At 71.3% G+C, this 15,150-nt stretch carries 12 protein-coding genes; 11 read left to right on the top strand and 1 reads right to left on the bottom strand.

Going from position 1 to position 15,150, the window contains the following annotated elements:
* Nucleotides 1–460 precede the first annotated feature (460 nt).
* Nucleotides 461–1,918, bottom strand: a complete 1,458-nt coding sequence (gene gnd, locus ABID81_RS04545; RefSeq protein WP_354593624.1) for an NADP-dependent phosphogluconate dehydrogenase — start codon at nt 1,916–1,918, stop codon at nt 461–463.
* Between the two features lie 143 nt (nt 1,919–2,061).
* Here gnd and ABID81_RS04540 point away from each other — a divergent pair, with 143 nt between their 5' ends.
* The 11 genes from ABID81_RS04540 (at nt 2,062) to ABID81_RS04490 (ending at nt 15,127) form a co-directional block, all read left to right on the top strand.
* On the top strand, nt 2,062–2,595 hold the full coding sequence (locus ABID81_RS04540) for a gluconokinase (RefSeq protein WP_354593623.1): 534 nt from the start codon (nt 2,062–2,064) through the stop codon (nt 2,593–2,595).
* Nucleotides 2,596–2,869: 274 nt separating this feature from the next.
* Complete coding sequence (locus tag ABID81_RS04535) at nt 2,870–3,505, top strand: 50S ribosomal protein L25/general stress protein Ctc (protein ID WP_354593622.1); 636 nt, start codon at nt 2,870–2,872, stop codon at nt 3,503–3,505.
* 60 nt (nt 3,506–3,565) lie between these two features.
* On the top strand, nt 3,566–4,156 hold the full coding sequence (gene pth / locus ABID81_RS04530) for an aminoacyl-tRNA hydrolase (RefSeq protein WP_354593621.1): 591 nt from the start codon (nt 3,566–3,568) through the stop codon (nt 4,154–4,156).
* 190 nt (nt 4,157–4,346) lie between these two features.
* Complete coding sequence (gene mfd / locus ABID81_RS04525; protein ID WP_354593620.1) at nt 4,347–7,958, top strand: transcription-repair coupling factor; 3,612 nt, start codon at nt 4,347–4,349, stop codon at nt 7,956–7,958.
* A 95-nt stretch (nt 7,959–8,053) separates the two neighbouring features.
* Nucleotides 8,054–8,842: a MazG nucleotide pyrophosphohydrolase domain-containing protein gene (locus ABID81_RS04520; RefSeq protein WP_354593619.1), complete on the top strand. Its 789-nt coding sequence runs from the start codon at nt 8,054–8,056 to the stop codon at nt 8,840–8,842.
* A 333-nt stretch (nt 8,843–9,175) separates the two neighbouring features.
* A complete protein-coding gene (locus ABID81_RS04515) occupies nt 9,176–9,757 on the top strand; it encodes a TetR/AcrR family transcriptional regulator (protein ID WP_354593618.1) in 582 nt (193 codons plus the stop codon).
* 294 nt (nt 9,758–10,051) lie between these two features.
* Nucleotides 10,052–11,293, top strand: a complete 1,242-nt coding sequence (gene hisS, locus ABID81_RS04510) for a histidine--tRNA ligase (RefSeq protein ID WP_354593617.1) — start codon at nt 10,052–10,054, stop codon at nt 11,291–11,293.
* A 102-nt stretch (nt 11,294–11,395) separates the two neighbouring features.
* Nucleotides 11,396–12,676, top strand: coding sequence for a phosphopyruvate hydratase (gene eno, locus ABID81_RS04505; protein WP_354593616.1), 1,281 nt, complete (start codon nt 11,396–11,398; stop codon nt 12,674–12,676).
* Between the two features lie 86 nt (nt 12,677–12,762).
* Entirely contained in the window at nt 12,763–13,320 is a 558-nt protein-coding gene (locus ABID81_RS04500) for an FtsB family cell division protein (RefSeq protein WP_354593615.1), read from the top strand.
* A complete protein-coding gene (locus ABID81_RS04495) occupies nt 13,317–13,874 on the top strand; it encodes a DUF501 domain-containing protein (RefSeq protein WP_354593614.1) in 558 nt (185 codons plus the stop codon). Before ABID81_RS04500 ends, ABID81_RS04495 begins: the two co-directional genes overlap by 4 nt.
* A gap of 5 nt (nt 13,875–13,879) precedes the next feature.
* A complete protein-coding gene (locus ABID81_RS04490) occupies nt 13,880–15,127 on the top strand; it encodes a S8 family serine peptidase (RefSeq protein WP_354593613.1) in 1,248 nt (415 codons plus the stop codon).
* The last annotated feature ends 23 nt before the right edge of the window (nt 15,128–15,150 follow it).

Below are 15,150 nucleotides of genomic sequence, written 5' to 3'. Positions count from 1 at the left end.
GAGGGGTGCGGGTACGGATGTCTGCCCGTCTGCGGATGTCGGTCCCCTGTTCGCGCCGCGCACGGTCGGCAACTCAGGGGATCGGCCGCACCGCGCCTCCACCGGGCTGGTGCGGGTGCCGTTTTCCTGAGTTGCCCGAGGTGACGTGCGGGGTTGCTCGGTGGTGCGAGGGGTGCGGGTACGGACGTCTGCCCGTCTGCCCGTCTGCGCATGTCGGCCCTGTTCCCGCCGCGCACGGTCGGCAACTCAGGGGATCGGCTGCACCGCGCTTCCTCCAGGCCGTTCCGGCTGTTCTTCTCCGGAGTTGCCGACACCACGGGCAGGGCGGGTCGGCGGCGCGATCATTCGCGGCGGCCGACGTCGAACGGGCGCGCCCGCCGACGCGGCCCGCCGAGGGGCGACGCATCGACGGGCGCGCCCGTCAGGGCCCGGAGGCGCGACAGCGCTCCGGGGGAGTGCCTCAGTGGGTCGAGGGCTCCGTCTCGATCTCGGACCGGTCCCCGGACCAGAGGGTGTGGAACGTGCCCTCGTCGCCGACCCGCTGATAGGTGTGCGCGCCGAAGAAGTCGCGCTGCCCCTGGATGAGCGAGGCGGGCAGGCGTTCGGACGCGAGCGAGTCGTAGTACGACAGCGCCGACGCGAAACCGGGGACGGGGATGCCCGAGAGTGCCGCCTTGGCGACGATGCGGCGCCAGGCGTCCTCGCCGTCGCGGACGGCCGCCGCGAAGTAGTCGTCCTCGAGCAGGGTCGCGATCGACGCGTCCTTCTCGTAGGCGTCGACGATGCGGTTGAGGAACTGCGCCCGGATGATGCAGCCGCCGCGCCAGATCTTGGCGATGGCGCCCTTGTCGATGTCCCAGTCGTACTCGTCGGCGCCGGCGATGATCGCGTCGAAGCCCTGGGCGTAGGCCACGATCTTCGAGGCGTAGAGCGCCTTCTGCACGTCGTCCTCGAAGCCCTCGCCGGCCTCCTGCACCTCGGGTCGACCCTGCAGGGTCCCCTGCACCGCCGCGCGCTGCGTGGGCTTCGACGACACGGCCCGGGCGAAGACGGCCTCGGCGATGCCGCCGACGGGCACGCCCAGACCGACGCTGTTCTGCACGGTCCAGACGCCGGTCCCCTTCGAGCCGGCCTGGTCGACGATCGAGTCGACGAGCGGTCCGCCCGTCTTGGCGTCGGTCTGCCGCAGCACCTCGGCCGTGATCTCGATCAGGTACGACTCGAGCTCGCCCTCGTTCCACTTCTCGAAGACCGAGGCGATGGCGGCGGGCTCGTGGCCGCCGACCCGGCGCAGCAGGTCGTACGACTCGGCGATCAACTGCATGTCGGCGTACTCGATGCCGTTGTGGATCATCTTGACGAAGTGGCCCGCACCGTCGGCGCCGACGTGCGTCACGCAGGGCTCGCCCTCGGCCACCGCCGCGATCGACGCCAGGATCGGGCCGAGGGTCTCGTAGGCCTCCTTCGAACCGCCGGGCATGATGGACGGGCCCTTCAGGGCGCCCTCCTCGCCGCCCGAGATGCCGGCGCCCACGAAGTTGAGACCCCGCTCCTTCAGGGCCGCCTCGCGACGGCGGGTGTCCTGGAAGTTCGCGTTGCCGCCGTCGACGATGATGTCGCCCTCGTCGAACACGTCGGCGAGCTGGTCGATCACGGCATCGGTGCCGCGGCCGGCCTGCACCATGATGATCGCGGTGCGCGGCTTCTGCAGTGAGGCCGCGAAGTCCTCGATCGACTTCGACGGGATGAAGCCGGCGTCGCCGTGCTCGTCCATCAGGGTGTCGGTGCGCTCGGGGGAGCGGTTGTAGACCGCGACGGTGTTGCCCTCGCGGCTGGCGAGGTTGCGTGCCAGGTTCGAGCCCATGACGGCCAGGCCGACGACTCCGATGTTTGCCTGTGGTCCTCCGTGTTCAGCCACGGTGCCTCCTTGTCGGTAGGGAACGGACCGACCATATGCCGCCCGGCCCGGGGGTCGCCCAGGTGGTGCCTCGGAGGTCGTGGGTAGGGTCGTGGAGACCCGCGCTCGCCCTGCGCCCCGCCCCGAGACGACCCGAGGACCCCGTGACCGAAGCCGCCCCCTTCCCGCCCGTCGTCGTGATGGGGGTGTCCGGTTCGGGCAAGTCGACCGTGGGCGAGCTCCTCGCCGAGACCCTCGGCGTGCCCTTCGTCGACGCGGACGACCTGCACCCCGAGGCCAACCGCCTCAAGATGGCCGAGGGGCACGCGCTAAACGACGACGACCGGTGGCCGTGGCTGCGCATCGTGGCCGACCGCATCGCCGCAGCGGGCGACGAGTCGGTCGTCGTGGCGTGCTCGTCGCTCAAGCGGGCGTACCGCGACGTCCTGCGCGACGGTGACCCGCGCCTCCTCTTCGTCCACCTGACGGGCGTGCGCGACCTCGTCGCCCGCCGGCAGCGCGAGCGCAAGGGCCACTTCATGCCGTCCGGGTTGATGGAGTCGCAGTTCGCGACCCTCGAGCCGCTCGCCGACGACGAGGCAGGCTTCGAGGTGGACGTGCGACCCGGCCCCGACGACATCGTCGCCGCCGTCGTCGCGCACCTGGGGGCGGTGCGACGCGGCGAGCTCGAGCACTGACCGGTCGCCCTGCGGGCGCTCGACCCCGGGAGGCGCGGGTTGGCGACGCGCCCGGCCCCCGTGTAACCTGGGCAGCTGAACCTCGGCGAGGGGTGCTCCGGCACCCGTGATCGACGCGGTAGGCAGGCGCTCGGTGCTCAGGCACCACTCGTGCAGCGGTGACCGTCCTCGGGCGACACCCCTCGGGTTGCGGGTCCTTCCTCACGCGATGCGCGTTCGAGTTGACACCGACCACACACCCCCGGGCCCTCGCGGGCCCCTGCAAGGAGACGACATGTCCGACCAGAACTCCCTCAGCGCCCTCGTGCGCACCAGCTTCGGCAAGGGCGCGGCCCGCAAGATCCGCGCGAAGGACCAGATCCCCGCGGTCATCTACGGCCACGGCACCGACCCCCAGCACGTCACGCTGCCCGGTCACGAGACGATGCTCATCACGCGTCGCGCGAACGCCGTCATCACGCTCGACATCGAGGGCACGAACCAGCTCGCCCTCGTCAAGGACATCCAGCGCGACCCGGTCAAGCAGACCATCGAGCACATCGACCTCATCGTCGTCCGCCAGGGCGAGAAGGTCACCGTCGAGGTGCCCGTGCACGTCGAGGGCGAGTCGGCTCCCGGCACGATCCACGTCGTCGAGCTCAACGCCGTCGAGCTCGAGGTCGAGGCCACGCACATCCCGCAGAACGTCGTCGTCTCGATCGAGGGCCTCGAAGAGGGCGCCCAGGTCTCGGCCGCCGACCTCGTCCTGCCGAAGGGTGCGACGCTGGTCAGCGAGCCCGAGACCCTCGTGCTCGCGGTCTCGGTGCCCCAGCTCGACCTCACGACCGACGCCGTCTCGGACGAGGACGGCGAAGCCGCCGAGGCCGAGGGCGACGTCGAGTCGATCGAGGACGAAGAGCGCTCCGAGTAACACCCCGCACCCCGAACACCCTGCCGGCGCAGAACCACCGAGAGAGCGACGACCACGACGATGGCACTCGACGACCGGTGGCTCGTGGTCGGGCTCGGCAACCCCGGGCCCGGCTACGCCGGCAACAGGCACAACGTCGGGCAGATGGTGCTGGCCGAACTGGCCGACCGTCTGTCCGCCGGCTTCAAGAGCCACCGCACGAACGCGACGGTCGCCGAGGGGCGCACAGCCCCCGGCGGCCCTCGCTTCGTGCTGGCCAAGCCCGCGACCTACATGAACGTCTCGGGCGGTCCGACGCAGGCCCTGTTGCGCTACTACGACCTCGACGTGTCGCGCTTGATCGTCGTCCACGACGAACTCGACATCGACTTCGACACCGTCAAGCTCAAGCACGGCGGAGGTCACGGCGGGCACAACGGACTCCGCGACATCATCGCCGCCACCGGCTCGAACGAGTTCACCCGGGTGCGGGTCGGCATCGGCCGACCCCCCGGCAGGCAGGACGCCGCCGACTTCGTCCTCAAGGACTTCTCGTCGACCGAACGCAGGGAGCTCCCGTTCTTGCTCGGCGACGCCGCCGACGCCGTCGAGATGATCGCGACGGACGGGCTGACGGCGGCACAACTGAAGTTCCACACCGCCAAGGGCTGAGCGTTCCGAACGTGACCGACCACGGACGTGGTCGGCGCTGGCGTCGCGGGATCGCTTCGCGATCCTCTGAGCTCCAGCGCGCAGCTCAAGTTCCACACCGCCAAGGGCTGAGCAGACCCTTCACCCGGCCAGGTGTCGCCGACAGCGAACCCCGGCCACGGTGTCGGTGGTGCCGCGTAACATCGTGCGGGTGATACTCGCGGGTTTGATCAAGGCGCTCTCGCGCGCCTCCACGTTCTCCGGCGCCCTCGACCGCGCCGCACGCAGCACCGACTTCTCGGTCGTCGACGGCCTCCGCGTGCCGCTGCTGGCCGGCTTGCTCGACCGCCGCCAGGGGCCGCAGGCGATGCTCGTCGTCACGGCGACCGGCCGCGAGTCCGAGGCGGTGCGGGGTTCGCTCGCCAGCTACCTGCCCGAGGCCGAGATCATCGAGTTCCCCGCGTGGGAGACCCTGCCGCACGAACGCCTCAGCCCGAGCGCCGAGACCGTCGGTCGACGCATCCACGCCCTCCGCCGTCTAGCGACCTGGCAGGTCGAGGCGGCCGACTCGCCCGAGACGGTCCGCCCGATCGTCGTCGTGGCCGGGGTCCGGGCCGCCCTCCAGCCCCTCAGCGACAACCTGGCCGAGCTCGACCCGGTGCAGCTGACGGTCGGCGAGCGGGGCCACGACCTCTCGGGCATCGCCGTGCACCTGGTCGACCTGGCGTACGCCCGGGTCGACATGGTGACCCGACGCGGCGAGTTCGCCGTCCGCGGTGGCATCCTCGACGTCTTCCCGCCCACGGCCGAGCACCCGGTCCGCGTCGACTTCTTCGGAGACGAGGTCGACCAGATCCGCCGCTTCTCGGTGGCCGACCAGCGAAGCCTCGACGGTGAGGTCACCTCGGTCGAACTGCCGCCGAGCCGCGAGATGCTGCTGACCGAGGCCGTTCGTCAGCGTGCGCGCGAGATGCAGCACGAGTTCCCGAGCCTGTCCCAGATGCTCGCGAAGATCGCCGAGGGAATCCCCGTCGAGGGCATGGAGAGCCTCGCGCCGGCCCTCGTGCACCGGCTGGTGCCGGTGACGCACTACCTGCCGGCGGGCGCCTCCATCGCGGTGCTCTCGCCCGAGCGCGTCGTGTCACGGGCCCAGAGCCTCGCCGAGACGAACCGCGAGTTCCTCTCCGCCGCGTGGAACGCCGCGACGGCCGGGGCCGAGGCCCCGATCGACCTCGACTCGGGTGACTTCCTCAGCCTGCGCGACCTCCGAGAGGCCGCGGGTGACCGGGCCTGGTTCACCATGAGCGGCTTCGACTCGGGTGAGGTGCTGTCCGACGACGAGGCGGTCGCCTCGGCCGGCGACTACGTGCGCGTCGACGCAGCCGTCGTGCCGAGCTTCAGCGGTCACGCCGAAGGTGCGCTCGAGCACGTCGTCCAGCGCGTCCGCGACGGGTGGAGCGTCGTCGTCACGGCCCGTGGCGTCGGCCTCGTCGAGCGGGCACGGGACGTCCTCGCCGAGCGTGAGGTCGCGGCCCGCCTCGAGGACGCCCTGCCCGAGACCCTCGAACCCGGGGTCGTGCACCTCGTGGCCGGCGGCGTCGAGGCCGGGTTCGAACTGATGGAATCCAAGATCGCCGTCCTCGGCGAGTCCGACTTCTACGGTCGGTCGGCCAACTACGACTCCCGCCAGGTCAAGAAGCTCGCGACGCGGCGCAAGAACGTCGTCGACCCGCTGCAGCTCAAGCCGGGCGACGTGGTCGTGCACTCCACGCACGGCATCGGCAAGTTCCTCGAGCTCACCAGCCGCGAGGTGTCGAGCGGCGGCAAGAACGCCGTGAAGCACTCGCGCGAGTACCTCGTCCTCGAGTACGCGCCCTCGAAGCGCGGCTATCCCGGCGACAAGCTCTACGTGCCGACCGACCAGCTCGACCTGCTCAGCCGGTACGTCGGCGGCGAGGCGCCCTCGCTCAGCAAGATGGGCGGCGGCGACTGGGCGGCCGCGAAGGGCAAGGCCCGCAGGGCCGTCCGCGACATCGCGGTCGAGCTCGTGAAGCTCTACTCCGCCCGCATGGCGAGCAAGGGTCACGCGTTCCCGCCCGACACCCCCTGGCAGCGCGAGCTCGAAGAGGCCTTCCCGTTCGCCGAGACGCCCGACCAGCTCACGACCATCGACGAGATCAAGGCCGACATGGAGCGCCCGATCCCCATGGACCGCCTCCTCTCGGGCGACGTGGGTTACGGCAAGACCGAGGTCGCCGTCCGGGCCGCGTTCAAGGCCATCCAGGACGGCAAGCAGGTCGTCATGCTCGTGCCGACGACCCTGCTGGTCAAGCAGCACTTCGACACCTTCAGCGACCGTTTCGCCGGGTTCCCCGTGCACCTGCGCAGCCTGAGCCGGTTCCAGACCGCGAAGGAGTCGAAAGAGACCATCGCGGGCCTCGGCGACGGCACCGTCGACATGGTCATCGGCACGCACCGGCTGCTCAGCGAGGGCATCTCGTACAAGGACGTCGGGCTGGTCATCATCGACGAAGAACAGCGCTTCGGCGTCGAGCACAAGGACGCGCTGAAGAAGCTCAAGACCAACGTCGACATCCTCGCGATGTCGGCCACGCCGATCCCGAGGTCGCTCGAGATGGCGGTCACGGGCATCCGCGAGATGTCGACGCTCGCCACGCCGCCCGAAGACCGGCATCCGATCCTCACCTTCGTCGGCCCCGAGAGCGACCGTCAGAAGGCCGCCGCGATCCGACGCGAACTGCTGCGCGAGGGGCAGGTGTTCTACGTCCACAACCGGGTGTCGAGCATCAACCGCATCGCCGCGCAGATCGCCGAGCTCGTGCCCGAGGCCCGTGTCGCGGTCGCCCACGGCCAGATGGCCGAGTCGACGCTCGAACAGGTCATGGTCGACTTCTGGGAGCGCAAGTTCGACGTGCTGGTCTCCACCACCATCATCGAGACCGGCCTCGACATCGCGAACGCCAACACGTTGATCATCGACCGGGCCGACAAGTACGGTCTGAGCCAGCTGCACCAGCTGCGTGGTCGCGTGGGTCGCGGTCGCGAACGTGGCTACGCGTACTTCCTCTACGACGCCGACAAGCCGTTGAGCGAGACCGCCCAGGACCGGCTCGAGACCATCGCGGCCAACAACGAGCTCGGTGCGGGCATGCAGGTGGCCCTGAAAGACCTCGAGATACGCGGGGCCGGCAACCTGCTCGGTGGCGAGCAGTCCGGCCACATCGCCGGCGTCGGCTTCGACCTCTACCTCCGCATGATCGGCGAGGCCGTCAGCTCGTTCCGCGGCGACGTGGCCGAGGGGCAGACCGAGCTGCGACTCGAGCTGCCGGTCGACGCCCACGTGCCCGAAGAGTACGTCGAGAGCGAGCGCCTGCGTCTCGAGGCGTACCAGAAGCTCTCGACGGCGAGCTCGCCCACCTCGACCGACGACCAGATCGACGCCGTCCTCGACGAGCTCACCGACCGGTACGGCGAGCCCCCGGCACCCGTCCTGGCGCTGATCGAGGTGTCTCGCCTCCGACGTGCCGCCCAGAAGGCCGGGCTCAGCGAGGTCGTGGTCATGGGCAGCAACCTGCGGGTCGCCGGCGTCGACCTGCCCGACAGCATGCAGGTGCGGCTGCAGCGCATGTACCCGGGCGCCCGCTGGTTCGCCCAGGCGAACGCCGTCAGCGTGCCCTTGCCCAGGGCGCACGGGCAGGCGCCGACCGACGACGAGCTGATCGTCTGGGTCGAACAGCTGCTGTCGGCGATCTACTCGGCCCCGGTCGCGCGCCCCGCGACCGACACGGCGGCGGCGAACTGAGCGTGCCGGTCGGGCGGGGTCCGGGCTCCACACCCCAGGAGGCGCGAGGCGGTCACGAGCCCGGGGCGGGTGCCGCGATCGACGAACTCGTCGGCGTGGTCGACGCCCTCCTCGCCGACGAGGGCGGTTGCGCCTGGAACCGCGCCCAGACGGCCGAGTCCCTGGTGGCCTACCTCGTGGAGGAGACCTACGAGCTCGTCGAGGCGATCGAGGACGGCACCCCCGACGACGTGCGGGAAGAGCTCGGGGACGTGCTCTACCAGGTGGTCTTGCACAGCGCCCTCGCCGCGCGCGCCTCCTCGGGCTCGTTCGACCTCGGCGACGTCGTCCGTGACGTGAGCGCGAAGACGGTGCGGCGGCACCCGCACGTGTTCGGAGCCGACCAGGCCGCCGACCTCGACGACATCGTCCGCCTGTACTCGGCGGCCAAGGCGCGGGAGAAGGCCGGGCGGACGAGTGCGTACGACGGCCTGCCCCCGGGGCAGCCGGCTCTCGCGCGGGCCCAGAAGCTCGATGCGAAGCGGGCGGCGACCGGTGCGGCCCGGCCGTCGCCCGCCGTCCCGAGCGCACCCGTCTCGCCGTCCACCGACGACGACGAGGGGGCGGTGCGGTCGGCGTCGACGACCGAGCTCGCCTGGGGGCGTGCCCTGCTCGCGCAGGTGGACGAGGCCGGCGATCGTGGCATCGACGCCGAGCGTGCGCTGCGGGCGGCGGTCCGGGAGCGCGAGGCGATGCTGCGCCGCGACGAGCGTGACGAGCGCGGCGAGCACGGCGGGTCTGGGGAGCGCGGCGCCGCGACCGCACCGAGCGAAGGAGACACGACGGACGAGGTCGCGGCGGGTCGCTCTGACCGGGACGAGCAGGTGCCCCCTCAACCCGAATGAGGGGGCACCCCGGCGCCGCCTGCTCAACCCGAATGAGCGGCGAGCCGTCGCTCGACCACCGGACGACGAGGCCCAGGGGCGTCGTCCCGGCCGGTGTGCGAGTGGTGTTCTCAATGTAGAGGACGAGTGTTGACATGTCAAAAGCCGACATGTCGGTCCACCGTCGAGGTGACCCGTGAGGTGCCCGTCGAGGTGCCCGACGAGGCGTCGGTGCGGGGTGTCGGAGCCGTCACGGATCGGCCGGTCGGCCACGACAGACGTCTGTTATGGTCCACTACGACGACGGCGATCGCGCAGGGCGAGTCCGAGTCGTCGGCACGAAGGAGCGGCATCATGCCTCGCAAACCCGACCCCACCCGCAAGCCCGAACTCCTCGGGCAGATCCTCGAACACCTCCGTGGTCGCTCGCTCGCCACCGTGTCGTTCCGGACCCTGGCCGAGGCCCTCGGGGTCAGCACCTACGTCTTCGTCTACCACTTCGGCAACCGCGCCGAGCTCATCGCCGAGATCGTCCGAGCGGTCGTGGCCCGCAACGACGCGCTCCTGGCCGTCGAGGTCGCCGACCTCGACTCGGAGGCGTTCTCGAAGCACCTCGCGAAGGTGTGGCACGACGTGTCCACCGAGCGCGGTCGTGACCTCCACCGGCTCGAGCTCGAAGCCGCTCTGCTCGAGACCGTCGCCGGTGAGACGGGAGGCACCGCGCAGAAGGCGGTCGGGCGCTGGGTCGACCACGTCGCCACCTGGGCGACGGCGAAGGGTTCGGCGACGGCGGATGCGAAGGTCGCGGCCCGCGTCTTCGTCGACGCCCTCTTCGGACTGCAGTACGACGCCATCGTCTCCGGCGAGGGTCGTCGTACGTCGGCCGCCTACAAGCACGCCGTCGAGACGTTCGTCACGAGCGTTCCTCAGGGGTGATCCCTGCGGGCCCCGCCACGCGTCCCTCCGGGTCGAACGCTGCGGGCCCCGCCACGCGTCCCTCCGGGTCGAACGCTGCGGGCCCCGCCACGTGTCGCTCGAGGCGGAACCGGGCCGAGCGCCATGCGCCCGGCCCGGCCCGGGCCCTCGCCGCAGGGAAGGGAGGGCCTCGAGGTGGGATCGACACGCAACCCGATTCGCGTCGACCACCCAGGAAGACCATAACGTAGAATGTGACATGCTCGCAACTCGGCTCGCGTGTCCGGGGGCGGGTCTCTCTGGGAGGATGTCTCCATGCCGAATCCCGTCACCCCGCCGCGCGGCATGCGCGATCACCTCCCTGCCGACAAGAGGCGTCGTGAGGGCGTCCTCTCGGTCATCCGCGGCGTCTACCGCTCGTACGGCTTCGACGAGATCGAGACGCCCGTGGTCGAAGAGAGCTCGCGCCTCCACTCGGGTCTGGGCGGCGACAACGAGAAGCAGGTCTTCGCGGTCCTGAAGCGAGGGCTCGACCTCGACGACGTCCGGTCGGCCGAGAGCGTCCTCGGGCTCGCCGACCTCGGTCTCCGCTTCGACCTGACGGTTCCCCTCGCGCGGTTCTACGCCTCGCACCGGGCTCAGCTCCCCGCGGTGTTCCGGTCCGTGCAGATCGCGCCGGTGTGGCGGGCCGAGCGGCCGCAGAAAGGGCGTTACCGCCAGTTCGTCCAGTGCGACATCGACGTGCTCGGCGAGGCGGGTCCGCTGGCCGAGATCGAGCTGATCCAGGCGACGACCGCCGTGCTCGACGCCCTGGGCCTCACCGGCACGACGATCCGCGTGAACGACCGGCGCATCCTGCTGACCCTGCTCACGCACTGGTCCGTGCCCGCGGCGCTCACCGACCAGGCGCTGATCGTGGTCGACAAGCTCGACAAGATCGGCGTCGACGGCGTCGTCGCCGAGCTCGTCGCGCTCGGCGTGACCACCCCAGATCTCGCCGAGGCGCTCGCGGGCCTGGCCGACGCGTCGTGGCAGACCGGCGAGGGCGACGCCGCCCCGTGGCTCGACCGTGCGGCCTTCGCCGACCTGGTGGCCCTCCGCGACGCCCTGCCCGGAGCCACCCTCGAGTTCGACCCGACCCTCGTCCGCGGCATGGGCTACTACACCGGCACGATCTTCGAGATCGCCCACCCCGACGTCCCGTACTCGCTGGGTGGCGGGGGTCGCTACGACGGCATGATCGGGCGCTTCCTCGGCAGCGACGTGCCCGCGGCCGGCTTCTCGCTGGGCTTCGAGCGCCTCGTCGACCTGGTGACGCTCACGACCGAGGACGACGAGGGCCTCGCGCTGGTCTACGACAAGAAGGTCGAACCGGTCGAGCTGCTCGCCCTGCAGCGCGAGCTGCTGGCGGGCGGCGAGCGACGGGTGCGCCTCGAGAAGCGGGCCAAGAACTTCACCAACCAGCTCGACGGCCTGGCGGCCGCCGGCTTCGGTCGGTTCGTGACCGTCCGGGGTGGCGAGTCGGTCGCCGACCTCGAGGTCCGCACCATCGGCTGACCACCGCCGTCGGCTCCCCGCCACGAACCAGGGCAGGAGGCGCGGCTAAGCTGGGCCGCGGACCTCGCGTCCCCAGACGAACGACTACTAAGGAGCTCTCCAGTGGCAGCAATCGACGCCGTAGGCGCCCGCGAAATCCTCGACTCGCGGGGCAACCCCACCGTCGAGGTCGAGGTCTTGCTCGAAGACGGGACGGTGTCGCGTGCGGCCGTCCCCTCCGGTGCATCGACCGGGGCCTTCGAGGCCTACGAGCTGCGCGACGGCGACGAGAGCCGGTACCTCGGCAAGGGCGTGCTCAAGGCCGTCGCCGCGGTCATCGACGAGATCGGCCCCGAGGTCGAGGGCCTCGACGCCACCGACCAGCGCCTGATCGACCAGGCCATGATCGAGCTCGACGGCACCGACAACAAGAAGCGCCTCGGCGCCAACGCCATCCTCGGCGTCTCGCTGGCCGTCGCCCGCGCCGCGGCCGACTCGGCCGACCTGCCGCTCTTCCGCTACATCGGCGGGCCGAACGCGCACACCCTGCCGGTGCCGATGCTCAACGTGATCAACGGCGGCTCGCACGCCGACAGCAACGTCGACATCCAGGAGTTCATGATCCTGCCCGTCGGCGCGTCGTCGTTCGCCGAGGCCCTGCAGTGGGGTGCCGAGACCTACCACGCCCTCAAGAGCGAGCTGAAGGCCAAGGGCCTGTCGACCGGCCTGGGCGACGAGGGCGGCTTCGCGCCGAACCTCGACAGCAACCGTGCCGCCCTCGACCTCCTCGTCGAGGCCATCACCAAGGCCGGCTTCACCCCCGGCAAGGACCTCGCCCTGGGCCTCGACGTGGCCTCGAGCGAGTTCTACGCCGACGGCAGCTACACCTTCGAGGGCGAGAAGCGCGACTCGGCGTTCCTCGCGAACTACTACGCCGACCTCGTCGCGTCGTACCCCCTCGTCACCATCGAGGACCCCCTCGACGAAGACGACTGGGAGGGCTGGGCCCACCTCACGAGCGAGATCGGGTCGAAGACGCAGATCGTCGGCGACGACCTGTTCGTCACCAACCCGGAGCGTCTCGCCAAGGGCATCTCGGCCGGGGCCGCGAACTCGATCCTCGTCAAGGTCAACCAGATCGGCACGCTGACCGAGTCGCTCGACGCCGTGGCGCTCGCGCAGCGCAGCGGCTACACGACCGTGCTCTCGCACCGTTCGGGCGAGACCGAGGACACCACGATCGCCGACCTCGCCGTCGCGACCGACGCCGGCCAGATCAAGACCGGCGCTCCGGCCCGCAGCGAGCGCGTCGCGAAGTACAACCAGCTCCTCCGCATCGAAGAAGAACTGGGCGACGCCGCCGTGTACGCCGGGTACGGCGCCTTCCCGCGCTTCTCCGCCTGACGCCACCCGCGCCTCCTCGGGGCCCGTCCCGCTCGTGCGGGGCGGGCCTCCGTCGTTCCCCCAGAGACGTCGTTTAGGCTCGTGGCATGCCCCGTGAGACCTCGAACCGCCGTGTGCCGGTGACCCTGCCGGCCAGCGAGACGCCGACGGGCCACTGGCTGCGCAGCATCCGGTTCTCGGGCTTCAGCGTGCTGATGCTGGTGATCCTCGTCATGTTCGTCGTCATCCTGGCGCCGTCCTTGCGCACCCTGATCCAGCAGCAGCAGCAGATCGCCGCCCTGCAGGACGACGTGCGGCAGCAAGAGCAGTCGGTGGACGAGCTCAAACAAGACGTGGCCCGGTGGAGCGACCCGGCGTACATCGAGGCGCAGGCCCGAGACCGCCTGCTCTACGTCTACCCGGGCGAGTACAGCTACCTCGTCATGGGCGACGACGCGACGGAGGCGCCGGGCACGGCTCCCGGCACCGGCACGACGATCAGCGATTCGCTCCAGACGCCCCAGGTCGACTGGGTCGCGGCGATGACCTCCTCGGTCCTCGACGCCGGCCTGAGCGACGAACCCGCGACCGAGCTCGTCGCCCCCGACATCAGCGGCAGCCAGGTGCCCGCCCCGACCTCCGACCAGACAGGCGGCACGCCGTGACCAGGCCACCCTTCGACCCCGTGACCGACGACGACGTCCGTGCGGTGACGGCCCAGCTCGGCCGTCCGGCGCGCGACGTCATCGGCATCGCCGCCCGCTGTGCCTGCGGTGCGCCGACGGTCGTCGCCACCAAGCCGCGGCTGACCGACGGCACGCCGTTCCCCACGCTGTACTACCTGTGCCATCCCGGTGCCACCGCCGCCGTGTCGACCCTCGAGGCCACCGGCGTGATGGCCGAGTTCACGGCCCTGCTCGAGAGCGACCCCGACCTGCGGGCGCGCTACCTCGCCGCCCACGAGTCCTACCTCGCCGACCGCGAGAGCATCGAGCACGTCGACGAGATCGACCACGTGACGGCCGGGGGCATGCCCGAGCGGATCAAGTGCCTGCACGCCCTCGTCGGCCACGCACTGGCCGCCGGGCCGGGCGTCAACCCGTTCGGCGACCTGGCCCTCGAGCGCGCGGCGTGGAGCCCCGACGTGTGCCGGTGCCCCGACCGCTCCGCGGGTGAGCCGGCGACGGCGGTCGTCGACGTCGCGGGTGGGGGAGCCTGACGCTCGTGCGTCGCTCCGGGGGGTTCGTCGCGTTCGTGGTGCTGGGGGCGCTCGTGGCGGCCGTCGTACCAGCCGCGTCGGCCTCGGCCGACCAGGTGCGTGACGCCGAGTACTGGCTCTCCGACTACGGCATCGAGCGGGCCTGGCAGACGACGCGGGGCGCGGGGACGACCGTGGCCGTGATCGACACGGGCGTCGACTCGTCCGTGACAGAACTGCAGGGCGCCGTCGTCGGGGGCACGGATGTGTCGGGGCTCGGCTCGGCCGACGGTCAGACACCGGTCGGCGACGACCCGAACCACGGCACCCTGGTCGGGTCGATGGTCGCCGGCCGTGGCACGGGTCCCGGCGACGGCGTCATCGGGGTCGCACCCGAGGCCGACCTGCTCTCGGTCTCGGTCGGCTTCGGATCGTCGGCGGTCGACTCCGACGACCAGATCGCCCGGGCCGTCCGCTGGGCGGTCGACGCCGGGGCGGACGTCATCAACATGTCGCTGACCCGGAACACCCTCGACTGGCCGACCAGCTGGGACGACGCCTTCCTCTACGCCATGGACCACGACGTCGTCGTCGTCGCGGCGGCCGGCAACCGGGGGAGCGGGACGACCGAGGTCGGCGCACCGGCGACGATGCCGGGCGTGCTGACGGTCGCCGGCGTCGACCGAGCGGGCACGGCGAGCTTCGACGCCTCGAGCCAGGGCATCACGATCGGCGTGGCCGCCCCGAGCGAGGACCTCGTCGGAGTGGGCCCCGGCGACGTGCACTACAGCTGGAGCGGCACGAGCGGCGCGACGCCCCTGGTGGCCGGCATCGTGGCCCTCGTCCGCAGCGCCCACCCCGAACTCGACGCCGACGACGTCATCAACAGGGTCGTGGCCACGGCCACCCCCAAGGGAGACTCGACCCCCGACCCCCTGTACGGCTACGGGCTGGTCGACGCCGCCGCCGCCGTGACGGCCTCGGTGCCCGCCGTCGACGCCAACCCGATGGGCGACCTGTCCGAATGGATCAGGGTGCACCGTCGCGCCGACGTGCCCGCGCCCTCGGCCCAGGCGACGAACCCGACGGACGAGGCCCCCGTCCCGACGCCCGTGCCCGATCCGGGTCAGCCCCTGGCCGTTTTGCTGCCCACCGTCGAGACCATGCGGTCGACGGGCATCCCCCTCATCGTCCTCGCGGTCTTCGGCGGGGCGGCGGCCCTGGTCGTCCTCGGCGCGGTCCGTCAGTTCAGGCGGGCGCGGCGCTCGGGGTAAGGTCGTCTGCGACACCCCCACCT

It is taken from the genome of Frigoribacterium sp. PvP054, assembly GCF_040547465.1.
Taxonomy (GTDB): Bacteria; Actinomycetota; Actinomycetes; order Actinomycetales; family Microbacteriaceae; genus Frigoribacterium.
The sequence above is the reverse complement of the archived record's forward strand: the minus strand, read 5'-3'. Positions and strand labels throughout refer to the sequence as shown.